We start from the raw sequence: 23,739 nt of genomic DNA on the forward strand, positions 1-23,739 counted from the left end.
TATATTATGAGCTATAGGCTTTTTTCCATCTTGTAACAGTATTTCTACTAAGATTATATTTCTCAGCAGTTTCCTGATTTATGAATTTATTTTTTTCTTGATAAGCTAATACAGTTTTAATAAAATCTAAATCATAAGATTTATGTTTTTGATTTTCTGATTTTGACTTAGGAGACAATGTATTAGACAAATTAATAACATCTAAAACATTCATATTTTCTTTTAATAAATGTTTTGTTTGCTCCATCTTTTCAGGAAAATTACGCTCAATAATTTCCTGATAGATTTTGTTGTAGTTTGGTTTTTTCATTTGTTTAGGTCTATAGGTTAATGTTTATAAATATTTTTTAATCCAATTATTTATAGTATTCTTAGGTATGTTGTATTCGTTAGATATCTCTTGAATCTTTTTATTCTCTTTTGTATACAAATCCAACACAAAATCAATGATTTCTTTTGTGTAAACATTTTTTCTATAATTTGGTAAAGAAGAAGGTGTTGTTGTCGTCTTGGACACTGTTTTTCCTACTGGAGCGAATAAAATGATGTGTTGTGTGTAGATTCTAAAAAAATCATATTCTAAAAGCTTAGACCATCTTAGTAAATGTTCTGTGTCTATTGATTTTTTTTTATAATGATCTGTGATTTCTTTTTCAGATAAGTTTTTAAAAAATGAAACTATACGTTTCATATCAATGTTTAGTTCTTCAACTCTTTGCTTTATTAAAGAGCCAATATGGATATTTTTCATTTTAATAGGTTGTTGTTTGAATAGGTTGTAGTAAAAATATAAAATAAAAATAAATTACACAAAAAATCTTCTAATTAATTAAATTATTTATTTTTAGTGAGTTGTATTGAATAAAATACCACACTTTTTATTCAAAAAAAGAGGGTTTTCAAATTGGATAATATTTCATATTTTTATGCGATTAAAATTAGAAAAATGATTATTCAACCAAGAACAAGAGGTTTTATTTGTATTACAACTCATCCTGAGGGAACTGCAAAAAATGTTCACAATCAAATTGAGTACGTAAAATCAAAGAATATTACTGAAGAAGGACCAAAAAAAGTATTAGTAATTGGTGCTTCTACAGGATTTGGGTTATCATCTCGTATAACAGCAGCTTTTGGATACAATGCTGCAACAATTGGAGTTTTCTTCGAAAAGCCAGCTGCTGAAAGAAAACCAGGAACTGCAGGATGGTATAATACTGCTGCATTTGAAAAAGAAGCTTTAGAAGCAGGTTTATATGCAAAAAGTATTAATGGTGATGCATTTTCTGATGAAATTAAACAACAAACAATAGATTTAATTAAAAAGGATTTAGGTCAAGTTGATTTAGTTGTTTATAGTTTAGCTTCACCTCGTAGAAATCATCCTAAAACAGGAGTAGCTTATTCATCTGTTTTAAAACCAATAGGAGAGTCTTTTACAAATAAAACAGTAGATTTTCATACAGCTAATGTAACAGATATAACAATTAATCCGATTGAATCTCAAGAGGAAATTGATAATACTGTTGCTGTTATGGGTGGAGAAGATTGGAAATTCTGGATAGAAGATTTAAAAGCTGCTGGTGTTTTAGCTGAAGGAGTTAAAACTGTTGCTTATTCTTACATCGGACCAGAATTAACACATAGAATCTACAAAGATGGAACAATCGGAATGGCTAAAAATGATTTAGAGAAAACTGTTCCAACAATTAATAATTTATTAGCAGATTTAAACGGAGTTTCTTACGTTTCTGTTAATAAGGCTCTAGTTACACAATCTAGTTCTGCAATTCCTGTTGTACCTTTATATGTATCATTATTATATAAAGTAATGAAAGAAAAAGGAATTCACGAAGGAACAATAGAGCAAATGGAAAGATTGTTCTCAGAGCGTTTATATACAGCGAATGGAAATGTTCCTTTAGATGAAAATGGACGAATCAGAATTGACGATTGGGAAATGAGAGAAGATGTACAAAAAGAAGTAGATGATTTATGGAAAATTGTTACGTCTGAAAATATTCATGAAATATCAGATATTAAAGGGTATAGCGATGAGTTCTTCCAATTATTTGGATTTAACTATGACGGTATAGATTATGAAGCTGATACAAACGAATTAGTTGAAGTACCAAGTATAAAATAATACATACATAACTTACATATAAAAATGACCTGAATTAATTCAGGTCATTTTTTATTTATACGCAACATCAATCGTTAATTTATCGTAAAAAATAAGTATTTTCGTTGTACTTATTATTAAGTAAGAAAAAATCCAATTATGAACGAAATACTTTTAGTAGAAGACGAATTACATGTTGCTGATCTTATAAAACAATGTTTAGAAGAAGAGGGCTATACTGTAACACATGTAGATGATGGATTAAAAGGTATAGATTTATTAAAATCGCGTAAATTTAATTTAATCGTATTGGATATTTTATTACCTAAAATGAATGGTTTAGAGGTTTGTAAAGAAATTAGAAAAATGGAATCACAAACAAAAGTTCCAATTTTAATTTTAACAGCGCTTGGTAGTGCAGAAAATATTGTATTAGGTTTAGATACAGGAGCAGACGATTATTTATCAAAACCATTTAAATTAATAGAATTAAAGGCAAGAATTAGAAATCTGCTAAAAAGAAGCGAATATTACGATCATACAGCAAATAAACAACAAACAGATGTTTACAAATTTGCAGATTTAGAAGTCAACGATTATACTAAAATAGTATTAAGAGGAAACGAAGAAATCTCACTTACTTCTACAGAATATCGTTTATTATTAGAATTTATAAAAAACCCGACAAAAGTAATTAATCGATCAGATTTATTAGACAATGTTTGGGGAATAAACTATGATATAGGTACTAATGTTGTAGATGTTTATGTAAATTATCTAAGAAAAAAAATAGAGAAACCAGGTTCTACAAGACTTATACATACAGTTACTGGAATGGGATATGTTTTAAAAGAAGATTAATTAAGCTTAATAAACTATGAAAACTTACAATAAAACAGTTCTTATTATAGTCGGTATTTTTATTATTTATACAGTTTCTTTAACGACATATATTTACTATTCATTTTCTAATTTTGAGTTTATTGATTTCTATAAACGATTAGAAACTAGAGTAAATGTAATTACAACAGAGAAAGATAAAAATAACGAGATTAGTTATTTATTAAATTCTTCTTTAGAAAGTTTACCAAGTGAAAAAGAGTATGTTATTCCTATAAAAGATGGGAATATTGCAGATAAAATTCTTCCAGAAAAGGTTATTCTACAAACCTTGAAAAATGGGAAGTATGAATATAACGAAGGTAATTTATTTTATTCAAGTCTTCTTTATAATGATAAAAAAGGGGAATCATTTCTAATTGCAGTTTCAGCAAAAAACCCGAATTATTCAACACATATAACCTATCTAAGAAATTTATTAATTATATCTGTTTTATTTTCTATTTTATTAATGATTTTTATTGCTCAGTTAGTTTACAATACGCTTATAAAACCTGTAAAAAAAATAATAAAAGACGTAAATAAAATTAATTACGAAAATCTATACCTACGCTTAGAAGTTTTACATAGAAAAGATCAAGATCCTATAAGCGAATTAGGGCATACGTTTAATGGGATGCTAAATAGACTAGAAACAGCTTTCGAAACGCAAAAGAATTTCATTAGTAATGCCTCTCACGAATTAAATACTCCTTTAACATCTATTATTGGTGAGGCTGAATTAGTATTAAGCAAAGACCGAGATAAAAAGGAATATGAGAAATCCCTTTGCAATATCTTGCGAGAAGCAGAAAATTTAAACAATAAAACAAAAGCTTTATTATTCCTTGCAAGAACAGGTTTTGATGGTAAAACGCAGAAATTTGATATTGTTAGGATAGATGAAATTTTGCTTAATGTAAAAGATAATCTTCAAAAAATTAACGAAGGTTATAAAATACGAATAGACTTTAGTATGTTGCCCGAAAATCCTTCTATGTTAAGAATTAGAGGGAATGAACAATTGTTACATCTTGCTATTGCAAATATTGTTTCTAATGCCTGTAAATATTCTAACAATCAAGAAGTAAGATTAGCTTTGGGTGCAACTAATCATTCAATTATAATTATTATAAAAGATTATGGAATAGGAATTCCAGATGATGATATGAAATATATTTACGATCCTTATTTTAGAGCTTCGAATACTTTAAATTTCGAAGGGTATGGAATAGGTTTACCTCTTAGTCGAAATATAATTAGAATGCATAATGGTGAATTAATTGTACAGTCTAAAGAAAACGTAGGAACTACAGTTCAAATAAGTTTTCCTTTAGATGACGTTTAGTTATTCTTAACACTCTCTAATCAGTTTCTAATAATTATATCAAATTCTAATTACATTGTAATATCGTTCTAAAACACCTCTAATCTCTCCAGTTGTACATTTGTATTGTAGTGGTTTAATCCTAAAATTAGCTCATTATGAATGGCAATAAGAGAGTATTTATACCAACCGATTTTTCAATACAATCGTTAAGTGTAATTAATCAATTAGTAAAAGAATCATCTAATACGGTGTTCGATATAGTTTTGATTCACGGTTACCAACCGTCGAATACGATTACTGATTTGCTATTTTTTTCGAAAAATAAAATGATCGAAAAACTTCAAAAATCGGCTTTTGTAAAAGCTTATGAAGTTATAAAAAATGCAAATCAAAGTACTATTTCTAGCATCAAATTAGATATAATACCTTTCAAAAGAAATCTTTACATCAAGAATTTTTTTGAAAACAGTAATATCGATTCTTTTATTATCCCAAGTACTCAGCAGTTTCATTTTGAGAGTAAAAACAGTTTTGATTTAATTCCGTATATCAAAAAATCTAGAATTCCTGTAAAAGAAATTCTTGTAAATGAAAATATAAGTGGATTAGGCTACACAGAAATTATAGATGAATTGTTTATTGCAAAATCAACATTATGAAAAAAGTAGCAGCAATATTCTTTTTATTATTTCTACTTGTAACTACTGCAGCAGTTGTTGTTGTAAAAGGGAAAGGTGCTGAAAGAAATTTAATTGGAGTCTGGGAGAAAGAAGGCTTAGATTTTGAGCGTGTAAATTTCGAAGGACACGAAATAAAGTCAATTATTTTACAAGCACAAGAAAATGAAATTTCTCACGATTTAATTGTAGATAGAATTAATATGTGGGAATTTAGTAGAGATAATTTAAAAGTAATAAATAACACAAAAAAAGAAAATAATAACTTAACTTGGAAGTTGAAAGGTAGAGGTCATATTTTAGAAATTACTGATAATAAAACTAAAAGTGTGGAAAGTTACCAAATACAAGAGCTTTCAGATGATAAGCTTGTTGTTTTTGCAAATATAGATTTGCAAGTTAGAGGAATTGTAAAAATTACATTCAAAAAAAATAAACCAAACTATGCTAAGAAAATATAGTAACCATAGAACAAATGCTGATAACTTAAAATTAGGTACATTAACAGCTTTTTCTGCCGGAATGGTTAACGTATTATCTTTGATAATATTTTTTTCGTTTACATCAAACGTAACAGGTCATTATGCCATTTTAGCACAAGAAATAGCAAAACAAAATTGGATACAAGCATGTGTTGTATTTTTATGGATTTTCTTGTTCTTTGCAGGAAGTATGGTGTCTAACTTACTTATTATTCATGGTAATAAATATTTTGGAAGGCATTTATCGCATGCAATTCCCATTATTTTAGAAACAATTTGTATTTTATCTACGGGTATATATTTACAGTATTTTTATACAGAATCATTGTATGAAACAGAACTGTTAGTTGCTTTATTGTTATTAGCAATGGGTTTACAAAATGGTTTAACAGCAAGTATTTCTAATTCTTCTGTAAAAACTACTCACCTTACTGGTTTAACAACAGACTTGGCAATTAACTTGTCTATGATGACAAAAGAAAGTTTTAGAAAAGATCCTAAAGTTAGAGCCAAAGGAAAATTATTATTTTTCATTATGGTATTTTATATGATAGGGGCAATTTTTTCAGGATTATTATACTATGAAATAAAGTACTATACATTCTACATTGTATGTTGTGTATTATGTTTTATCATGTTATATGATTATTATAAATTGAGTATAACAAAATTGGTTCACGGAAAATCTTATTTATTAAAGAAATATAAAAATACCGATCAATAAACAAAAGCCCTAAATTAGTTTAGGGCTTTTGTTTTATAATGAAAAGAGGTTAATTATAAATCAACCTCTTTATTTCTATTTTATAAATTAATTTTATTTAATCAAGATTTTTGATGTCATTTTACATTCATTTGATATTGCTTGAATGATATACGTACCTGCAGATAATTTAGAATGAATTGCTTTTTTATAATTCCCATTTATATTGATTGTTTCTGTATACACTACACGACCATTTAAATCAACAATATCAAGTTTTACATTTCCATTTGCTTTTAAATCAATAGTAAAATCTCCATTAGATGGATTTGGAAAAATCTCTATTTTTTGGGTGTTAATATCTACAGTAGATAATACTTCTTCACTAGAAAATTTTTGTACAGCCAAGAAAATATTATCAACCGCTTCAATCATAATATAGCCATCGTTTACTAGTTTAGCTTTTTCAGGCACAGCAAAATTTGCTAATCCAGTATTCTCTACAATCCCCAATTCATCAAAAGTATTTCCTTCATCCCAAGAAATAGAAACTTTAACATGACTTGTTTCTATAGGAGCCAAGTTTGTATTTGCAACATTCCATGTTACATCAAATGTTGTATTGTTTATAGGTAATTTATTGTTACTATTTGGAGTATTAATTCTAAAAGCAGACGAATTGGTTGAGATAACTTTTACTTTTTCAAATGAATTAAGAGGTCCGTTCGGGTTACTATCTCTTGCGGTAATTGTAAAGTTATATTCTCTAGGAATAACATTTAAAGATTCCCAAGTGCTTACATTTTCCCATGTAGGTATATTTATATTTTGAGTATCGAATAAATTATTATTTAAAATATGATCGAAACGAGGAAAATACCTGTATGTTTCTGTAGAAGGTTTTACAGATCTAAAGTTAGGACCTTCGATTTTACGAGGATAAACTTTACTATCAAAATCACCTTCGTTTTTAAGGTCCAAGTCATTTTGTTCCCAATTAACTAGAACAGCATCATTCTCTTTATCATTTATTTTTGCATCAAGTTTAAATGCTGTTCCTACAGGAATATGGTATATTTTTTTATCTAACTCTATTTGTGGAGGAGTGTTTATTATTTTTGAACGAATACCACAAGATTTTGAATCGATATTATTTTTTATTTGTTGAATACTTACATGAGCAAAATAATCATCGACATTCTCTTGAACTTTCATCTCACTATAAGTACCAGTTGTTCCCATAATTGTAGATCCTGCACCAGGTTCAACTTGAGTAGTATTACCTTCAGGAAGATGAGTATATGTATGATTAGCTCCTAATTGATGACCTATTTGATGAGTAAAAACATCATAATCAAAGTCTTCTCCTTTAGGTACTCCTAAAAATCTACTAGATATACCACTTCCTTTTCCTTTAGGAAAACTAGATTCACATACGCATCCAACACAATTAATAGATGGACGATAACTAGAACTTCTATCATCAATATTATAACCTAACAAATGACCTAAATCGTAGTTATCTTCTCCAATATTATCTCGTAAATTAGTTTGTAATTCGACCATCCAATTATTTGTTGAATGATATAAAGATGGACTTACACCATCAACATATACAGAATAAGGATCTGTTTCGGGATTAGTATAGATTAATTTTTCGATATCATCTATAAACCTAAGATTTATAGCTAAATCTCTTTCCATAATAACATTAACACGTGTTAAGGTATTATTCATGGCTTCTAATGCTTTTTCTTTTGTTCCACCAAAGTACTGACTATATTCTCCTGTAACAGATAATGCTAAACGTAATATTTTTAATTCGTTATTATCTGTAGAAGGATTATTAGTAGGTAAGGGAACTATAGAGTGATTTATATTTTCTTTTGATTGATGATTTGAATGTTTTGCAGTTTTTCTTTGATGAATTTCAAAGTATTTACCATCTGCAGAGTAAGTTTCTAAATATTCTGAAGAATTGTTTGCTCTAAAAATTGTAGAACTAATTCCAGAAGGTCCTGTACTAAAACGAATAGAAGTATGTGGATCTACTAAACTTTTTCCAATATAAGAACGAATATGAGGATATTTTGCCTGACCGATTTCAGAAAAGTTTGAAGCTTCCCAAATTTCAAAACGTTCAAGTTTTCCATTTACAGTTGGCATGGTAATAATTGTTCCTATACTATTTTTACCACGAGAAGCTGTTTTAGCTAATTTTTCTTCTAAAGTTTCACGATCAAGTTTAAAAATTTTTTGATTATTACTAATTTGATACTCTTTTTTAGCATGAGGAGATGCTTCTTTTTCTGAAACAAGTTCCCAGTTTTGGGCGTAAGATGTTACTGCAGCTAATGCAATTATAGGTACTAGGAGAGGTTTATTCATAATTTATTTTTTTACAAAACTATTAAAAAAAACAAATTATTTATATTTAATCTAAATAAAAATAATTACAACTAGCTATAAGGTTTTAATAAATATTGACTAGTGTAGTTTATTGATTATTATGACTTTTTAATTTTTTATCATGTAATAATCTTTATTCTCTAAATAGAGTTAATCCTAAACAATAATATGTGAAGCATGTATTTTCTGCTCGTAAAAGATAGAAGCATTTGTCTCAAAACTTTTTGCATCATCTGTTGTATAAAATTTTAAGACACCATTTTTAGAGCAAATAGTTTCAACTTCTGAATGATGATTTAAATAACTTTTTAATTTATCTGCAACTAAATTTCCTTGCGAAAGAATCGTTACATTTTCAGGTACATATTGTTTAATAACTGGCAATAAAAGAGGATAATGTGTGCAAGCCAAAACAATAGTATCAATTTCATTAGATTGTAAGAATAAATTATTTATATCTTTTTCTACAATATCATGCGCTGCTTTACTATTTATTTCGTTGTTTTCTACTAACGGAACCCAAAGGGGACAAGCATGTTGAAAAACATCAATTCCTGGATAAAATTTATTGATTTCAATTTTATAAGATTCAGATAAAACAGTTCCAGATGTTGCTAAAATTCCAACCTTATTTCGTGTTGTGTATTCATTAATAGACTCGGTTGTAGGACGAATAACGCCTAAAACTTTTTTCCCTGGTGGTAAATCATTTTGCTGAATTGTTCTCAACGCTTTTGCAGAAGCAGTATTACAAGCTAAAATGACCAAATTACAGCCTAAATCGAATAATTTAAACACACATTCTTTTGTGTATTCGTAAACCGTTTCAAAAGAACGAATACCATATGGTACTCTTGCATTATCACCTAAATAGATATAATCGTATTGCGGAAGTTTTTTCTGAATTTCTTTAAAAACGGTTAAACCTCCATAACCTGAGTCGAAAATACCTATTGGTCCTTGCATTTTATTTTTCTTATTGTGATAACAAATGTACAAAACAGTCACAAAAAACAATAAAAAGAAAATGCTTTGTTTAATAAGAAAACAGTAAATGATATACATAATTCTTCTAATTGTATAACGATTATAATTGATAAGAAATAGAAATTTGTGGTAGATAAATTGTAAATTGGGTTAAAACTAATTGAATATAGATTCTGATGGAAAAGTTGAATAAGTTGTTTATTAAGAATATGGTTTGTTACCGTTGTAAAATGGTTGTTGGTAAAATATTAAAACAACATAATATTGAGACAAATCATATAGAATTAGGTGAAGTAGAATTAACAAATGTTATTGATCCAGAACAATTACAGACTATAAAAGAGGAATTAGAAGAGGTCGGGTTTGAATTAATTGATGATAAAAGAAATAAGATAATAGAACAAATAAAAACATTAATTATACAATTGGTACATGAAGAAAATGGGGTGTTGAAAATGAATTTATCGGACTTTTTATCAGAGAAAACAAAGTTAGATTACAAATATATTTCGAATCTTTTTTCTGAAATGGAAGGGCAAACAATAGAAAAATATTTTATTCAACAAAAGATAGAAAAAGTAAAAGAATTAATGGTGTATGATGAATTGTCATTAAGTGAAATTGCTTTTCAATTAAATTATTCCAGTGTTGCCCATCTTAGTTCTCAATTTAAAAAAGTAACAGGATTAACACCATCAATTTTTAAACAATTAAATAAGTATACAAGAAAAGCAATAGACAAAATTTAAGTGTAGTATGAGAAAGTATAGTTTATTTTTATTCGTAAATCTTTTTGTTTTAGGCATAAATGCACAAATGAAAAATATAAAAACAGAACAGTTTCAGATAAGTGGAAATTGCAATTCTGCCAAACAATTAATAGAAAAAGCAGGGAACAATAATAGAGTTTCTAAAGTAGATTATAATTCTACAACTCAAATAGCTTCTATTTCTTATGATGAGAAAAAAACTTCATCTAACGAAGTCTTAAAAAATATTGCTTTAGCAGGATTTGATAATGCTGAATATATGGCTCCTGATGAAGCTTACATGAAATTAGATAAAACATGTCAGTATGAAAGAGCTAAAAAGATGAAAGAAGAAAATCATCATGATATGAACCATTCATCATCTAATCAATCAGAAAATAATCAAACACAAAATCAATTAGATAAAGTATTTGATTCATACTTCAAATTAAAAGATGGTTTTGTAAAAGCAGATAAAACAGTCATTTCTAAGCAAGCGGAACAATTAAAACAAGCTGTTTCAACTGTAGAAATGGGAAAATTAAGTCATAAAACACATTTAGTTTGGATGGATGTTTTAAGTAAACTAGAAAAAATTACTACTCAACTTTCACAAGAAAAGAACATAGATAAGCAAAGAGAATTATTTGCTCAATTATCTGAACCATTATACAAATTGACAAAAGTTGCTGAATTAAAGTATACGGTTTATTATCAGAATTGTCCTATGTATAAAGGAGGTGCAAACTGGTTAAGCAAAGATTCTGATATTAAGAATCCTTTTTATGGTAGTATGATGTTAACATGTGGAAGTACTGTAGAAGAACTAAAAAATAAATAGAAAATGGGAGGATATAAGTATAAACTTATTGTATTATTTATTCTGACTGTTGTTCAAATAAACGCTCAAAAAAGAGTAGAATATGATTTATATGTACGCGATACAATTGTAAATTATTCTGGTAAAGAAAGAAAAGCGATAGCTGTTAATGGACAGATACCAATGCCAACTTTAGAATTTACAGAAGGTGATACTGCTGTAATACGTGTGCATAATGAATTAAAAAAAGAATCTACTTCTTTGCATTGGCACGGAGTGTGGTTGCCTAATAAAGAAGATGGCGTGCCTTGGTTAACGCAGAACCCTATAGAAGTAGGTGAAACATTTACATATACTTTTCCTATTATTCAGAATGGTACGCATTGGTACCACAGTCATTCGGGTTACCAAGAACAAGTAGGAATGTATGGTTCTCTTATCCTAAAAAAGAGAAAAGATGATCCTACATTTAGAAAAGGAATTGATGACTTACCCGAAGTTCCTGTAATTTTAGCAGATTGGACAGATTTAAATCCAAAAAATGTGCAGCGAATGTTACAAAATGCCAACGATTGGTTTGGTATAAAAAAAGGTTCTACACAAAGTTACGCAGAAGCAATAAAAGAAGGTCATTTTAAAACGAAACTTACCAACGAATGGAAACGTATGTTGGCAATGGATGTGAGTGATGTGTATTATGAGAAGTTTACAATTAATGGTAAAAATGAAAGCCAATTAAAACAATTTAAAGCAGGAGATAAAGTTAGATTGAGAATTTCTAACGGATCAAATTCAACTTATTTTTGGTTACGTTATGGAGGAGGGAAAATGACAGTAGTTGCCAATGATGGTCAAGATGTTGAACCTGTAGAAGTAGACCGATTAATAGTGGGTGTTTCAGAAACATATGACGTTATTGTAACGATTCCAAAAGATGGTTTTTCTTATGAGTTTCAAGCAACTGCAGAAGATAGAACAGCTTCAACTTCTTTATTTATTGGAGAAGGAAAAAAACAATTGATAGCGCCACTTCCGAAGTTAAAATATTTCGAAGGAATGAAAATGATGAACGACATGATGAAGATGGATGGTTCTATGAATGATATGGGAATGAAAATGAGTCTTCAACAAATGGATATGAATACAGTAATGTATCCAGAAATATCAGGAGAATCAACAAAAAAATCCAAGTCAAAGACAGATCATAACATGGAGATGGATCATTCCAATCATGGAAATAATAATTCAGCTATCACAACCTTAAATTACGGAATGCTACGAGCACCTCATAATACTGAATTGCCTAAAGATGCACCTGTAAAAGAATTACGTTTTGAATTAACAGGAAACATGAATAGATATGTTTGGAGTATGGATAATAAAGTTCTCTCTGAAGTAGATAAAATTCCTGTTAAAAAAGGTGAAGTTTTACGCATTACTTTATATAATAATTCGATGATGCGACACCCAATGCATTTGCATGGATTTGATTTTCGTGTATTGAATAAAAATGGAGAATATTCTCCATTAAAAAATGTATTGGATATTATGCCAATGGAAACAGATGTGATAGAATTTGAAGCAAATACAGAAGGAGATTGGTTTTTTCATTGTCATATTTTGTACCATATGATGGCAGGAATGAACAGAGTTTTTGAAGTTGGAGATTATAAAAATCCTTATTTACCGCACAAAGAACATGCTTATAAAATGTTACAAATGGATAGTAATATGAAGCATATTATGGCAGAAAATGATTTTGCTACCAATGGTTTAGACGGACAGTTTATGGTTCAGAATGCTCGTTGGGTATTAAGTTCTGAATGGAATATAGGATACAAAGATGAACATGGTTACGAAGTTGAAACACATTTGGGTAGATTTATTGATAAAAACCAATGGTTACAAGTTTTTGTAGGATTTGATTGGAATAAACATAAAGCATTAAAACATAGTATAGAGAAAAATATATTCGGACAAAATACAGAAAGAAATAGAGGATTGTTTAGTGCAGGATTTGTATATAAACTACCTATGCTAGTAGATTTTCAGACAGAAATTTATCATACAGGAAAAGTTCGTTTACAAGTTATGAGAGAGGATATTCCGATTTCTAAAAGAATTAGAGCTGGTTTTATGTGGAATACTGATAAAGAATATATGGGAGAGCTTAGTTATATTATCAATAGAAATATGCAATTCCGAACACATTATGATAGTGATATGAAATTTGGAGTAGGATTAAGACTTGTTTATTAAAAACTATGATTACTCTTTTAAAAATCTGTCATTTCGAGTGAAATTCGATTAGAATTTTGTATCGAGAAATAAGTAAAGATTTTTAATTCTTCATTTCTTACTTAAATTAATTTGTCTAAGTTCTCGATACAATTTTTATTCATTTCATTTCTAAAAATCACTCGAACTGACAAAATAAAAACTATTGAATAGAGCTTAGCTTAAACAATTTTAATATAAAAAAACCGGATAAATTATCCGGTTTTTTGTATTTATATTAATTTTTCATTGTTTTTAATTCATTCAGAAAATCAACAACTTCTTGTCCAGAATAATCTGCCATTCCAAGCGTTGTATGTGCTATGTTACCTTGCTTATCTAATATAATAGTTGTTGGTAAAGCATAATCAAAAAATTCTTTCGGGATAGTTGAATTAGGAAAAACGATAGGTAAAGTCAAGTTTTTACTTGTCATAAAATTCTTCGCTTTCTCTTTTTTGTTTTCTACTTCAACCGTTAAAATAACAACATCTTTATCATCTTTAAACTTATCGTATAGTTTCTGTATCGTTGGCATTTCTGCAATACAAGGTCCACACCAAGTTGCCCAAAAATTAAGAAAAACAACTTTACCTTTTAGTTCTTCCATTGTTGTAATCTTACCATCAGCATCTATCATTTCAAATTGATAATTAGCTTCTGTTTTTGGTTGAGTATTTTCAACTGTTTTTTCAATTTTAGGTTGAAATAATCCTATTTTCATTAAACCTTGGTGCATCATTGCTTTTGCTTCTGGAACAAAAAGTATGATAAGGGCAATAGCGCCTATTATTATTGTTGAGTAATTTCTTTTTAGCATTGATATAATGTATTTCGTTTTCATAAATGTATTGTATATAATCTTTTAATTAAAATTTCTTTTGATTTATAATCAATCGTTTAACAAAGAAAATTTTAACTGCTTATACAATAAATAGTATGGGATTTTAGAAGAACTATAACTTACAGTCTTATTTTCGTCTTCTATAAGAGAAGATCGAGGTAAACTTGTGAAAATTATAATATTTTGTGGGATATCAAAATAATGAAAATCAGAATTTAAATCGAATGTTTGTGTAGGGTTAAACTCACTTAAAGAACATACATCTTTTTTATTCTGAATTGTTTTTGCAGACGTAATTGTTTTTTGACTAACAATTTCTGCTTTAAAAATAGTATTGATAGAAGCTTTTATACTACAAGGCGTAAGTAGTATAAAGATAGAAGAAATGATTAAAAATAAATTTCTAGGCTTCATGATTTCAAAGGTATTAATAATAAATAAACAATGATTCAGTTAGATAAAAGTTTAAGAAAATATTAGATTTTTTATATTTGTGTAAATGAAAGAAAAACCATTATTTTTTGTTCTAATTGCTCTAACGATTTTACTTTTTTTATTAAGTTTAAGCGTTGGTAAAGTTGCTATTTCTTTCTCAGAAATCTATCAAGTTTTTTGCGGGAATGCAGATGAAATGCTCCATAATTTGGTATTTAATTTTAGGCTAACAAAATCTTTAACAGCATTATTAGTTGGTATATCATTGCCAATTTCTGGTTTTTTAATGCAAGAATTATTTAAAAATCCATTAGCTGAACCATCAGTATTAGGAATAACTTCTATGGCAAGTTTAGGAGTTGCTATTGTAATTTTTATGTTTTCTATCGTTGGATTAGAAGAATATTTAAATAATCCTTGGATGATAATTTTTGCATCATTCTTTGGTTCAATTCTAGCGCTTGTTTTAATAATTTCACTTTCGTTTAGAATAAAATCTTCTGCATCATTGGTTATTATAGGGTTTATGATAGCTGGTTTAGCAGCTGCATTTATTGGGATTATGCAATATTTTGCACCTTCCGAAAAAATAAAATCTTATTTAGTTTGGGGATTTGGTTCGCTTAGCGGTTTATCATGGGAACAGTTGGGAATTTTTACATTGTTTGTATTTAGTGGAATCATAATTTCATTATTCACTTTAAAAGGAATCACAGCGCTGCTATTAGGTGAAAAATATGCACAATCTTTAGGAATTAATATCAAAAAAATGAGATTAATAATCTTAATTTCTACAGCTTTATTAACAGCCTCTGCAACAGCTTTTGCAGGACCAATAAGTTTTGTAGGATTAGCAATTCCACATATTTGTAGAACGTTGTTAAAAACAGGAAATATGAAAGTGCTTTACCGATGGGTTTTTGTGACGGGAATTTTTTTCATGTTACTTTTTTCTATTTTAACGGAGATATTCCCTTTTGGAACTTTACCAATTAACATTATAACAGCTTTGTTTGGGGCGCCAATTGTAATTAGTATTTTGTTGAACAATAAAAATGAAGTACGATGAATGCAGAAATCTTAAGATTAGAAAATCTAACAATCGGTTATCGTTCTAAAGAGATTGTTTCTTCGATTAATGTCACAATTCATAAAAATGAATTAATCACAATATTGGGAAAAAATGGAGCAGGAAAATCTACATTAATTCATACGATTCTTGGTTTTCAGAAAGCAATAAACGGAGAAATTATTTTAAAAAATAAACCACTTTCTAAAATATCAGCTCAAGAGATTGCTCAAGAAATTGCGGTTGTTTTGCCAAGACTAACTGTTGTCCCAAAAATTAAAGTTTCAGAATTAGTTGCAATGGGAAGATTGCCTTATCATAAGATTTTAAAAGAAAAATCTATTCAAGAAGAACAGTTAATAGATGAGGTATTTGATCTAGTTGGAATAAATGAGCTTAAAAATAAATATGCAACAGAAATAAGTGATGGGCAATTACAATTGGTTATGATTGCAAGAGCTTTATGTCAGGATGCAAAATTGATAATTTTAGATGAACCAACATCAAATTTAGATTTAGCGAACCAGTATAAAATTTTTAATTTATTGAATGAGTTAAAATCAAAAACAGATAAATCCTTTTTGATGATTACTCATGAAGTAAACTTGGCTCTAGAAAATTCTGACAAAATATGGTGGATAGAAAACGAGATTTTATCGGAAGGAATACCAGAACAGCTGGCATTTGAGCATCAAATAATTCAGAAATTATCTAATCAAAATTTACTTTATAGTCAAGACAAGAGTAAGTTTTCTCAACCAAAAGAATATCAGAAATCAGTTCATATAAAAGGAGATTCTGAATTAGCATACTGGGTAAAAAATGCTTTTTTACGCAATGGATTTTTAGTTGAAAATAAAGACGAAAATCATATTGAAATCACAGAAAATAATATCATCTTTGATGGGGAAAAATTTGAAAATATTCAAGCAATTATAACATTTATACAACGGTATGAAAAATATAATCATCACAGGAGCGAGTAGAGGAATTGGTTACGAATTAGCAAAGCAACATTTAGCTTTGGGAAATCGTGTTTTAACAATTTCTCGTAATGTAGAGAAATTAAAAGAATTAGAAACTTTTGCAAAAGAAGGACAATATCAATTTATAGGAATTGATTTAACTGATTTTAATGAGATTGAAAAAGTTTTAGAAGCTGTAAAATCATGGGAAATAGTAGATGTTCTATATAACAACGCAGGTTTATGTATTAACAAACCTTTCGCTGAAATTAAACAAGAAGATTTATTACAATCATGGCAAATTAATTTTATGGCGCCATATAGATTAATTCAGGTACTATTACCAAAGTTTAAAATATCTTCTCATGTTGTAAATGTTTCGACAATGGGAGCGGTACAAGGATCTGTTAAGTTTCCTGGTTTATCTGTTTACTCTTCATCTAAATCTGCAACAGTTAATTTAACTGAGTTATTAGCGGAAGAATTAAAAGAAAATGGACCAAGAATAAATGCTGTAGCTTTAGGTGCAGTACAAACAGAAATGTTAGAAGAAGCATTTCCTGGTTATATTGCTCCAACACAACCATGCGAAATGGCAGAATATTTAGTAGAGTTTGGATTAAATGGTTGGAAGTATTTCAATGGGAAAACTCAACAAGCTTCAATATCTACTCCATAATAAAATACATTAAAAAAGTCGCTTTCAGCGACTTTTTTAATGAGTATTTTGTACTCTTTTAATAATCTCTTCTATACGCTTTTGTCTCGTTTCAGGACGTTTCGCAAGAACAAGTGAAGCCAGCATCATTTTTCTAACCGATTTGCTTAAACTTAGAAAATACGTTTTAGAATCTTTATGCTTTTCGAATGCTTTTTCCAAATCAGTAGGAATTATTAATTCTTCAACTTCATCTAAAATTGTCCATGAACCATTTTGTTTGGCAATTTCAATGCTATCTAAACCTGCCTGTTTCATCAATCCACTTTCAATAAGAAACTGAATTTTCTGTTTATTGACTTTAGACCACGTACTTTTTGGTTTCCTTTTACTAAAAAACTGATGTGATGTTTCTTCGTCTATTTTAATTTTCTTACTATCAATCCAACCAAAACAAAGCGCAACATCAACAGCTTCGCTCCAAGTGATTGAATTCTTTTCGGATTTTTTAGAATAAAAAACAACCCAAACAGATTGTTTTGATAAATGATTTTTTTCTAACCATTCTCTCCAAGCTATTTGGCTTGTCGGATAAAAAACTTCAGTTTCTTTCATTGTTATTTTACTACTGTAGCTTCTAATTCTACACTTAAAGTTGCAAAAAGTCCTTTAACTTCAAGTAATGTAGCAGCTTGTTTAATATTGTGTTTATTTATAAATGGCACATAGATGTCCATACAACTTGTAAAAAAATCCTGTACAGATGTCGTATAAACATTTAACCTAACAATGTTTTTCATTTCATAACCAGATTCATTAATAAGTGTTTCTAAGTTTTGAATAGTTTGTATTAACTGTGTACGCATATCCGCATTGCTAGGTATTCCATGTTCATCAATTGCGACTTGTCCAGAACAGTAAAGTGTTCCTGAAACGTTTTTTACTTCTACTGCTTGTACAGAATTTGTTTGTTCTCCCCATTTCCAAGGATCAATTGTTCTTTTCTCCATTTTAAATTTGTTTTATACTTTAATATCTTACAAAGCTAAAATGGAGTACTGACAGCCTTATGTCAGAGGTCTAAAAAAGTTTAATGGTATTTTTCAAAATATTGTTGCAAAGTCATCTTATGTGGTTGAAATTCTTCTAATAACACCTCTAATTTTCTAATTCTATCTAAACGGAAATACCGAAATTCTTTTCTTAAACGACAATAGGCAATCAATAGCCAATTTTCTGTACTAAGTACTGCAAATGGTTCAATATCTCTAGTCGTGATTTTATCTTGTTCGTTACTATATTCAATTTTAGTAACGCGAAAATTTGTTAAAGCAAATTGTAAATCAGATAAATTACTGCTATTTCTTTCTCGGTTTAAACTTTCATCAAAATGTGTTCTTTCGGAAAGTAAATTAACTTTATCTTTTATGTTATATTTTAAAACTGCCTTTATTTTATCAACAGCTTCTTTGTAATCTTTTATGAGTGAAGTGTCTTTATTTTTGAGCACTAATTGTTCTGCAATTATTAAAGCATTGGCTTGCGCTTCATTAAACATTACTGGTGGAATTCTGTAACCATCCATTAAGGTATAACCTTTTCCTTCTTCCGTTAAAATAGGAACTCCCGCTTCTTCTAATGCTCTTATATCTCTGTAAATGGTACGAATACTAACAGAAAATTTTTCTGCAAGTTGAGTTGCTGTTAAAAGTCGTTTTGTTTGCAACTGAGTAAGAATTGCAATTAATCGCGAAAGTCTTTTTGTATCGTTATCATTCATTTATCAAAAATTGTTGAGGTATAATGGCTAGCATAAAAATACTAAAAAAGTCGCTGTAAAGCGACTTTTTTAATCTTATTTCTTGTAAAAATAAAGCAATAAGATTCTTGTATTCACAATGTATAAATTGTAAATAATTTAAAATAATATAATTGATTTTGAGATTAAAAGTCGAAGAGAATTTATTTTCTTAAATAAATGTTCCCGAATTTTGAAGAGAATTCTTGACGAGGATTTTTACCAGTAAACGCTGTAATAACTGTATGGAAGTCTTCTTTTTTAGTCGTCTGCATAGGTAATTTTAGATCAGTAAAAATAGTACCATAAAATGTTTCTAATTTTATTTCACCTGTTTTTTTCTCATCTATAGTAGCATCAACACTCCCGTAAGTTGAAATTGCTGTAATTGTATTTGCTAAATTTTTTATTTCGATTGTTCCGTAAGTAGCTTCAATTTTAGTTTTAAGTTGACGAGGAATTTTTATTTCTAACACTATTTCAACTTGTGAATTGAGAGAAGTATTTGAGAATTTTACATTATTTGTTTTCTCATATTCCTTTAGTTCTTCTTTACTGTTAAAAATTTTCTTCTCTTTTCCATTATAAGCAATAATTTTTTGAGGAATATTTTTGTAATCATGTAATTTTCCTTCTATAGTAATTTGCTGAGAGGATGATTGTTTTGTAATTTGAAATGAGGCATCATTTTTTCCATCATTAATATTACTTGTACCAGTAATTTCGATTTCATTTTTATCCCAAGTTGATAATTTAATCAACTGAGGGAAATCGAAATTTAAAGAAACTTCTTGTTGTGTATCAATAGGGAAAGTTTGATGTATTTTAGTTTGTCCAAATACAGAAAGAACAAACATGCTAAGTCCAATAGTTAATAATTTTCTCATAATGCTCTTAAATAAACTGTTTCATAATCTGATCTAAAGTTGAAAGAATTACCACCACCATTTAAAGTTGCATTTAATTGATCGTTGTATTTAATCATCCCAGAACTGTCTTCTAATTTTAAACCTAATTTTGGATCTACTAAAATTTCACCATAGTTAGTTGTGATTTTTACATTTGCTTTGGCTATTTTAGGAATGCTTATATCAACTTTTCCGTAGATAGAAACTATAGACAAAGCTCCTTTAATATTTTGGTTAAACTTTGCATCAATATTTCCATAAATGCTGTTAATAGTTGTTGGTCCAGTAACATTTTCAAAAATCATATTGTTGTAAGTTGAAGTAGCTTCAATTTCGTTTTCAATATTTTTGAATGTTATTTTACTACCAAATTGAGATTCATGGCTAAATGAAATAATCATTCCTTTTGGGACAAGGATTTTAATGTCTGGAGGACTAATTCTCCTTAATTGATTAACTTCTATAACTCCATTTTTTTCTACAACATTAATTCCTAAACCTGTATTATCTTCTAAACCTAAAGCGTTAATTGCACGTAAACCTTTTGCACGGTCATCAACCTCTCTATTAATTTTACTATTAGAAAAAATAATTTCTTTCCCGTCATAACCTTCAATCGTTGCACGACCAAGATCAATTTTTAATTTTCCTTTGTTCGTAGCTACTTTATAAGTTTGTTCGCTTGTAGAACTTTCTTTTTGTCCATAAAGTGAAATCATACATAATGACATCACAATAAAAAATGTTTTTCTTATCATATTTATCGAGATTTTAATTGTTTTCTTTCTTTAAGAGTACAGCATACGCTTCATCTTTTACAAAAGGCATTGCTTTAGGATCTAAAACAATTTCTTGTAATTTTTTAATTAATTTTTGATTTGTTTCTCCATTATTATAATGTGCAATTATTCCAATTAATTCCATTTGTACCATCGGATTATCTTGCTCTAAAAACAGAGCGGTCATTTCATCTGAAGCCGTTGTTCTTGATAATTTTTCAGATAAAATTTCAATTGCATTTAATCTTACATTGGTATTATTATCATGTAACGCTACTTGCTTAAGAGTTGCTATTTCATTCGCATTTAAAGAAGAAGCATTATTTAATTTAGCTAGCGCTTCTATACGATTACTAGTTGATTCTTGATCACTTAAAAGATTAAAAATCTCAGTTTTATCAGCTTCAATAATTTCATCTTTCATCGGAGTAACTTGCTCAAGTTTTTCAACAGTTTTTTCTGATTTAGAAACAACTTCAATAGGTTTTGTTGTTTCTATTACAGGATTACTTTCTGTTGGTATTGTAGATTCCTTTTTGATGCTCTTTTCTGATTTAATCTTCACAATTTCATTTTCAACGACTGTATCTTGATTATTAAATAAGAAATAAGCTCCGATACTTAAAATTAAAAGCATACTAGCTGCAATACTCCAATAGCCTATAGACCACTTTTTCTGCTTTTCTATAACTTTTGGTTGCTCTGGAATATTATTTTTAATTCTGTTCCAAAGTTCAGGAGAAGGTTGATGAATATCAAAATCATCTCTATTCTGGTCGATATATTTTTTTAAATCATCTTTCATGATATATTTTTTTGGAGTAAGAGTTCTAAAATTTTCTTTTTTGTACGATGATATTTACTTCGCACAGTTGTATTCGTTATACCCAACATTTTGGCTATTTCTTCTTGTGCTATATTCTCGAAAAGAAATAGGTTTACAATTGTCCTTGTTTCAGTTGGTAAAGATTCTATAATAGTAATTATTTGTTCTATTTTTCCATCCCAATCTTGTTTTTCAACTAATAAATCTTCACTTTCATCTACAATAGAAGTATTTTCTATATCTGTAAAATAAACTTTCTTCTTTTTACGTAAATGAGAAATTGATTTATTTACTGCAACACGTTTTAGCCAAGCCTCAATATTTTCAATATCATTTAATTTCTTTATATCAGAGAAAATAGTAATAAAAATATCTTGTGTTATATCTTCGGCTTCAGAAAAATCTGTTACTAAACGAATAACACTATTATAAATTGGTTTGGAATAACGTTGGTAGAATAGAGAATATCCTAGCTCGTTCCCGGCTTCGCAGAGACTGATTAGTTTTTTATCACTAAAAAGGATATTTTTTTCTATTTCCAAAATATTTAGTTTTTCATATTAGTTTCTACTTAGTAGACGCAAGAGGTAAACAGATGTTGCATTATTATTTTGAAAATAATAAAAAAAATATGAAAGGGCTTATTTAGAATAGATTCTTTTCTTAAAAATATACATTAAAGGAAAGCTTCTAAGAAGCATCCAAACCCCGAACGCAATCCAAATCCCATAAATTTTTAAGCCAAAATAATCGGCAAGAAATATAGTAGGTAAAAAACCGAAGAAAGTAGCAAAAATTAAATTATTTCGAAGCAGTTTAGCATCTCCCATTCCTTTAAAAAAGCCATCAAAAATATAGGCTAAGGTATTAATTGGTTGCATAAATAGAACGATCCAAAATACAGATTTAAATAAGGTTAATACGTTTGGGTCTTGATTAAATAATTGTCCAATTTTATCATAAAATATAAAACAAATGGCAATTAAAATAGAGCAAATTAGAATTGAGTACTTGGAAATATCTTTACTTAATAGCCAAAGTTGTTTGTAATTGCGTTCGCCTTGTAATTTACCAGCCATTGCATTTCCCGCACCGGCATATCCATCAATAAAAAAGGAAAAAAACAACCAAATATTCATTAAAATACTTTGTGCAGCAATGTAACTTTTTCCATAGCCAGTGGCATAAGAGTTTGCTAAAAAGAAAGCGACATTTAAAGAGGCTGTTCGCAGAATAAAATTAAAGCTTAAATAAAGATATTTTTTAAAAAGTGGATGAATCGTAGAACTTGGGTTTAAACGAAAAGGAGTTTTAGTAAAATAATAATAGAAAGCCATAATAACCATTATTAATTGAGCAATTAAACTTGCGTAAGCAGCACCTTTAATATGAAATGCAGGAATGATTCCATCTATTCCAAAAATTAAGATATAATCTAAAAAGACATGAATAATTGCAGCAGTTAAGCTACACTTCATTGCCCAATAAGTATTTTGTATTCCTCTAAAAGCACCAAAAAGCGTTAATGAAATTAAAGTTAAAGGATAACCAAAAGCTCTTATTTTATAATAATCCACAGAAAATTCTAATACAAGATTTTTTGCTTGATAGAGTTCAAATAACTGTTGAGCAAAAAAATAAGATGGAATAAAAATTAAGAAACTTAAAAACACATTGAAATACAATGCTTGAGGAACCAAATGTTTTATCTGTTCTATTTTATTTGCGCCATAACTCTGAGATACTAAAGATGAGATTGAAGTTCTTGTTTGTGCTATAATCCAAATTATTCCAGATAAAAAGGAACCAACCAAACCTGTTGCTGCTAAAGCTTCTACAGAATGTTCTTTTACATTACCAACCATAGCAATATCAGTTAATGTGATAAGTGATTCTGCAATTCCAGAGAATATAGCAGGTATCGCAAGTTGATTAATTTGTTTAAAAGAAATTCTGGTAGATGTCATTGTTCGTATAGAATATTATGCTTGATAAATTTATTGCTGAATAATCGAATAA

General features: G+C 28.5%; 26 protein-coding genes. 12 read left to right on the forward strand and 14 right to left on the reverse strand.

Going from position 1 to position 23,739, the window contains the following annotated elements:
• Window positions 1-4 precede the first annotated feature (4 nt).
• Together BUA86_RS12945 and BUA86_RS12950 are read right to left on the reverse strand one after the other, a co-directional pair.
• Window positions 5-310, reverse strand: a complete 306-nt coding sequence (locus tag BUA86_RS12945; RefSeq protein WP_072933325.1) for a helix-turn-helix domain-containing protein — start codon at window positions 308-310, stop codon at window positions 5-7.
• A gap of 24 nt (window positions 311-334) precedes the next feature.
• Entirely contained in the window at window positions 335-751 is a 417-nt protein-coding gene (locus tag BUA86_RS12950) for a transposase (RefSeq protein WP_072933327.1), read from the reverse strand.
• Window positions 752-946: 195 nt separating this feature from the next.
• Here BUA86_RS12950 and fabV point away from each other — a divergent pair, with 195 nt between their 5' ends.
• From fabV to BUA86_RS12980, 6 genes are all read left to right on the forward strand, one after another.
• Window positions 947-2,146 (forward strand): enoyl-ACP reductase FabV, encoded by a 1,200-nt coding sequence (gene fabV, locus BUA86_RS12955; protein WP_072933329.1) that lies wholly within the window; start codon window positions 947-949, stop codon window positions 2,144-2,146.
• A 138-nt stretch (window positions 2,147-2,284) separates the two neighbouring features.
• Window positions 2,285-2,986, forward strand: coding sequence for a response regulator transcription factor (locus BUA86_RS12960; protein WP_072933331.1), 702 nt, complete (start codon window positions 2,285-2,287; stop codon window positions 2,984-2,986).
• Between the two features lie 16 nt (window positions 2,987-3,002).
• Window positions 3,003-4,352, forward strand: coding sequence for a sensor histidine kinase (locus BUA86_RS12965; protein ID WP_072933333.1), 1,350 nt, complete (start codon window positions 3,003-3,005; stop codon window positions 4,350-4,352).
• Window positions 4,353-4,489: 137 nt separating this feature from the next.
• On the forward strand, window positions 4,490-4,993 hold the full coding sequence (locus tag BUA86_RS12970) for a hypothetical protein (protein WP_072933335.1): 504 nt from the start codon (window positions 4,490-4,492) through the stop codon (window positions 4,991-4,993).
• Entirely contained in the window at window positions 4,990-5,472 is a 483-nt protein-coding gene (locus BUA86_RS12975) for a hypothetical protein (protein WP_072933337.1), read from the forward strand. Before BUA86_RS12970 ends, BUA86_RS12975 begins: the two co-directional genes overlap by 4 nt.
• On the forward strand, window positions 5,456-6,217 hold the full coding sequence (locus BUA86_RS12980) for a YoaK family protein (RefSeq protein ID WP_072933339.1): 762 nt from the start codon (window positions 5,456-5,458) through the stop codon (window positions 6,215-6,217). Before BUA86_RS12975 ends, BUA86_RS12980 begins: the two co-directional genes overlap by 17 nt.
• Before the next feature lie 93 nt (window positions 6,218-6,310).
• On the opposite strand, the gene BUA86_RS12985 is transcribed toward BUA86_RS12980, so the two are convergent.
• Window positions 6,311-8,584 (reverse strand): reprolysin-like metallopeptidase, encoded by a 2,274-nt coding sequence (locus BUA86_RS12985; protein ID WP_072933341.1) that lies wholly within the window; start codon window positions 8,582-8,584, stop codon window positions 6,311-6,313.
• 177 nt (window positions 8,585-8,761) lie between these two features.
• Window positions 8,762-9,571, reverse strand: a complete 810-nt coding sequence (gene murI, locus BUA86_RS12990) for a glutamate racemase (RefSeq protein WP_072933343.1) — start codon at window positions 9,569-9,571, stop codon at window positions 8,762-8,764.
• Between the two features lie 197 nt (window positions 9,572-9,768).
• On the opposite strand from murI, the gene BUA86_RS12995 reads away from it, so the two are divergent.
• From BUA86_RS12995 to BUA86_RS13005, 3 genes are all read left to right on the forward strand, one after another.
• Window positions 9,769-10,341 (forward strand): helix-turn-helix domain-containing protein, encoded by a 573-nt coding sequence (locus BUA86_RS12995; RefSeq protein ID WP_178300424.1) that lies wholly within the window; start codon window positions 9,769-9,771, stop codon window positions 10,339-10,341.
• 67 nt (window positions 10,342-10,408) lie between these two features.
• Window positions 10,409-11,182 carry a DUF3347 domain-containing protein gene (locus BUA86_RS13000; protein ID WP_178300425.1) on the forward strand — a complete coding sequence of 258 codons (774 nt, stop codon included), beginning with the start codon at window positions 10,409-10,411 and terminating at the stop codon, window positions 11,180-11,182.
• A gap of 3 nt (window positions 11,183-11,185) precedes the next feature.
• On the forward strand, window positions 11,186-13,420 hold the full coding sequence (locus BUA86_RS13005; protein WP_072933349.1) for a multicopper oxidase family protein: 2,235 nt from the start codon (window positions 11,186-11,188) through the stop codon (window positions 13,418-13,420).
• Window positions 13,421-13,676: 256 nt separating this feature from the next.
• Here BUA86_RS13005 and BUA86_RS13010 read toward each other — a convergent pair whose 3' ends face one another.
• Window positions 13,677-14,282, reverse strand: coding sequence for a TlpA family protein disulfide reductase (locus BUA86_RS13010; RefSeq protein ID WP_083580373.1), 606 nt, complete (start codon window positions 14,280-14,282; stop codon window positions 13,677-13,679).
• 48 nt (window positions 14,283-14,330) lie between these two features.
• On the reverse strand, window positions 14,331-14,696 hold the full coding sequence (locus BUA86_RS13015) for a hypothetical protein (RefSeq protein WP_072933352.1): 366 nt from the start codon (window positions 14,694-14,696) through the stop codon (window positions 14,331-14,333).
• 85 nt (window positions 14,697-14,781) lie between these two features.
• Here BUA86_RS13015 and BUA86_RS13020 point away from each other — a divergent pair, with 85 nt between their 5' ends.
• Genes BUA86_RS13020 through BUA86_RS13030 form a run of 3 tightly spaced genes read left to right on the forward strand, consistent with a single transcriptional unit; the run spans window position 14,782 to window position 17,430 of the window.
• Entirely contained in the window at window positions 14,782-15,786 is a 1,005-nt protein-coding gene (locus BUA86_RS13020; protein WP_072933354.1) for a FecCD family ABC transporter permease, read from the forward strand.
• The gene (locus BUA86_RS13025) at window positions 15,783-16,772 is read left to right on the forward strand and encodes an ABC transporter ATP-binding protein (protein WP_072933356.1); all 990 of its coding nucleotides are present in this window, start codon (window positions 15,783-15,785) and stop codon (window positions 16,770-16,772) included. Before BUA86_RS13020 ends, BUA86_RS13025 begins: the two co-directional genes overlap by 4 nt.
• Entirely contained in the window at window positions 16,741-17,430 is a 690-nt protein-coding gene (locus BUA86_RS13030; protein WP_072933357.1) for an SDR family NAD(P)-dependent oxidoreductase, read from the forward strand. Before BUA86_RS13025 ends, BUA86_RS13030 begins: the two co-directional genes overlap by 32 nt.
• Before the next feature lie 36 nt (window positions 17,431-17,466).
• On the opposite strand, the gene BUA86_RS13035 is transcribed toward BUA86_RS13030, so the two are convergent.
• From BUA86_RS13035 to BUA86_RS13070, 8 genes are all read right to left on the reverse strand, one after another.
• A complete protein-coding gene (locus tag BUA86_RS13035; RefSeq protein ID WP_072933359.1) occupies window positions 17,467-18,024 on the reverse strand; it encodes a YdeI/OmpD-associated family protein in 558 nt (185 codons plus the stop codon).
• 2 nt (window positions 18,025-18,026) lie between these two features.
• Window positions 18,027-18,419 carry a RidA family protein gene (locus BUA86_RS13040; RefSeq protein ID WP_072933361.1) on the reverse strand — a complete coding sequence of 131 codons (393 nt, stop codon included), beginning with the start codon at window positions 18,417-18,419 and terminating at the stop codon, window positions 18,027-18,029.
• A gap of 80 nt (window positions 18,420-18,499) precedes the next feature.
• Window positions 18,500-19,189, reverse strand: a complete 690-nt coding sequence (locus BUA86_RS13045; RefSeq protein WP_072933363.1) for a helix-turn-helix transcriptional regulator — start codon at window positions 19,187-19,189, stop codon at window positions 18,500-18,502.
• A gap of 182 nt (window positions 19,190-19,371) precedes the next feature.
• Window positions 19,372-20,094, reverse strand: a complete 723-nt coding sequence (locus BUA86_RS13050) for a hypothetical protein (RefSeq protein ID WP_072933365.1) — start codon at window positions 20,092-20,094, stop codon at window positions 19,372-19,374.
• On the reverse strand, window positions 20,091-20,873 hold the full coding sequence (locus BUA86_RS13055; RefSeq protein WP_143147331.1) for a DUF4097 family beta strand repeat-containing protein: 783 nt from the start codon (window positions 20,871-20,873) through the stop codon (window positions 20,091-20,093). The genes BUA86_RS13050 and BUA86_RS13055 overlap by 4 nt, the downstream gene beginning before the upstream one ends.
• Window positions 20,874-20,886: 13 nt before the next feature.
• Window positions 20,887-21,699, reverse strand: coding sequence for a HEAT repeat domain-containing protein (locus tag BUA86_RS13060; RefSeq protein ID WP_072933369.1), 813 nt, complete (start codon window positions 21,697-21,699; stop codon window positions 20,887-20,889).
• On the reverse strand, window positions 21,696-22,262 hold the full coding sequence (locus BUA86_RS13065; RefSeq protein WP_072933371.1) for an RNA polymerase sigma factor: 567 nt from the start codon (window positions 22,260-22,262) through the stop codon (window positions 21,696-21,698). Before BUA86_RS13065 ends, BUA86_RS13060 begins: the two co-directional genes overlap by 4 nt.
• Window positions 22,263-22,361: 99 nt before the next feature.
• On the reverse strand, window positions 22,362-23,687 hold the full coding sequence (locus BUA86_RS13070; RefSeq protein ID WP_072933373.1) for an MATE family efflux transporter: 1,326 nt from the start codon (window positions 23,685-23,687) through the stop codon (window positions 22,362-22,364).
• Window positions 23,688-23,739: the final 52 nt, after the last annotated feature.

It is taken from the genome of Chishuiella changwenlii (assembly GCF_900142565.1).
GTDB lineage: Bacteria > Bacteroidota > Bacteroidia > Flavobacteriales > Weeksellaceae > Empedobacter > Empedobacter changwenlii.

What these genes read in the sequence shown, in the direction of transcription:
- BUA86_RS12945 (WP_072933325.1), bottom strand. Translation starts at nt 310, where the DNA reads ATGAAAAAACCAAACTACAACAAAATCTATCAGGAAATTATTGAGCGT.
- BUA86_RS12950 (WP_072933327.1), bottom strand. Translation starts at nt 751, where the DNA reads ATGAAAAATATCCATATTGGCTCTTTAATAAAGCAAAGAGTTGAAGAA.
- fabV (WP_072933329.1), top strand. Translation starts at nt 947, where the DNA reads ATGATTATTCAACCAAGAACAAGAGGTTTTATTTGTATTACAACTCAT.
- BUA86_RS12960 (WP_072933331.1), top strand. Translation starts at nt 2,285, where the DNA reads ATGAACGAAATACTTTTAGTAGAAGACGAATTACATGTTGCTGATCTT.
- BUA86_RS12965 (WP_072933333.1), top strand. Translation starts at nt 3,003, where the DNA reads ATGAAAACTTACAATAAAACAGTTCTTATTATAGTCGGTATTTTTATT.
- BUA86_RS12970 (WP_072933335.1), top strand. Translation starts at nt 4,490, where the DNA reads ATGAATGGCAATAAGAGAGTATTTATACCAACCGATTTTTCAATACAA.
- BUA86_RS12975 (WP_072933337.1), top strand. Translation starts at nt 4,990, where the DNA reads ATGAAAAAAGTAGCAGCAATATTCTTTTTATTATTTCTACTTGTAACT.
- BUA86_RS12980 (WP_072933339.1), top strand. Translation starts at nt 5,456, where the DNA reads ATGCTAAGAAAATATAGTAACCATAGAACAAATGCTGATAACTTAAAA.
- BUA86_RS12985 (WP_072933341.1), bottom strand. Translation starts at nt 8,584, where the DNA reads ATGAATAAACCTCTCCTAGTACCTATAATTGCATTAGCTGCAGTAACA.
- murI (WP_072933343.1), bottom strand. Translation starts at nt 9,571, where the DNA reads ATGCAAGGACCAATAGGTATTTTCGACTCAGGTTATGGAGGTTTAACC.
- BUA86_RS12995 (WP_178300424.1), top strand. Translation starts at nt 9,769, where the DNA reads ATGGAAAAGTTGAATAAGTTGTTTATTAAGAATATGGTTTGTTACCGT.
- BUA86_RS13000 (WP_178300425.1), top strand. Translation starts at nt 10,409, where the DNA reads ATGAAAAATATAAAAACAGAACAGTTTCAGATAAGTGGAAATTGCAAT.
- BUA86_RS13005 (WP_072933349.1), top strand. Translation starts at nt 11,186, where the DNA reads ATGGGAGGATATAAGTATAAACTTATTGTATTATTTATTCTGACTGTT.
- BUA86_RS13010 (WP_083580373.1), bottom strand. Translation starts at nt 14,282, where the DNA reads ATGAAAACGAAATACATTATATCAATGCTAAAAAGAAATTACTCAACA.
- BUA86_RS13015 (WP_072933352.1), bottom strand. Translation starts at nt 14,696, where the DNA reads ATGAAGCCTAGAAATTTATTTTTAATCATTTCTTCTATCTTTATACTA.
- BUA86_RS13020 (WP_072933354.1), top strand. Translation starts at nt 14,782, where the DNA reads ATGAAAGAAAAACCATTATTTTTTGTTCTAATTGCTCTAACGATTTTA.
- BUA86_RS13025 (WP_072933356.1), top strand. Translation starts at nt 15,783, where the DNA reads ATGAATGCAGAAATCTTAAGATTAGAAAATCTAACAATCGGTTATCGT.
- BUA86_RS13030 (WP_072933357.1), top strand. Translation starts at nt 16,741, where the DNA reads ATGAAAAATATAATCATCACAGGAGCGAGTAGAGGAATTGGTTACGAA.
- BUA86_RS13035 (WP_072933359.1), bottom strand. Translation starts at nt 18,024, where the DNA reads ATGAAAGAAACTGAAGTTTTTTATCCGACAAGCCAAATAGCTTGGAGA.
- BUA86_RS13040 (WP_072933361.1), bottom strand. Translation starts at nt 18,419, where the DNA reads ATGGAGAAAAGAACAATTGATCCTTGGAAATGGGGAGAACAAACAAAT.
- BUA86_RS13045 (WP_072933363.1), bottom strand. Translation starts at nt 19,189, where the DNA reads ATGAATGATAACGATACAAAAAGACTTTCGCGATTAATTGCAATTCTT.
- BUA86_RS13050 (WP_072933365.1), bottom strand. Translation starts at nt 20,094, where the DNA reads ATGAGAAAATTATTAACTATTGGACTTAGCATGTTTGTTCTTTCTGTA.
- BUA86_RS13055 (WP_143147331.1), bottom strand. Translation starts at nt 20,873, where the DNA reads ATGATAAGAAAAACATTTTTTATTGTGATGTCATTATGTATGATTTCA.
- BUA86_RS13060 (WP_072933369.1), bottom strand. Translation starts at nt 21,699, where the DNA reads ATGAAAGATGATTTAAAAAAATATATCGACCAGAATAGAGATGATTTT.
- BUA86_RS13070 (WP_072933373.1), bottom strand. Translation starts at nt 23,687, where the DNA reads ATGACATCTACCAGAATTTCTTTTAAACAAATTAATCAACTTGCGATA.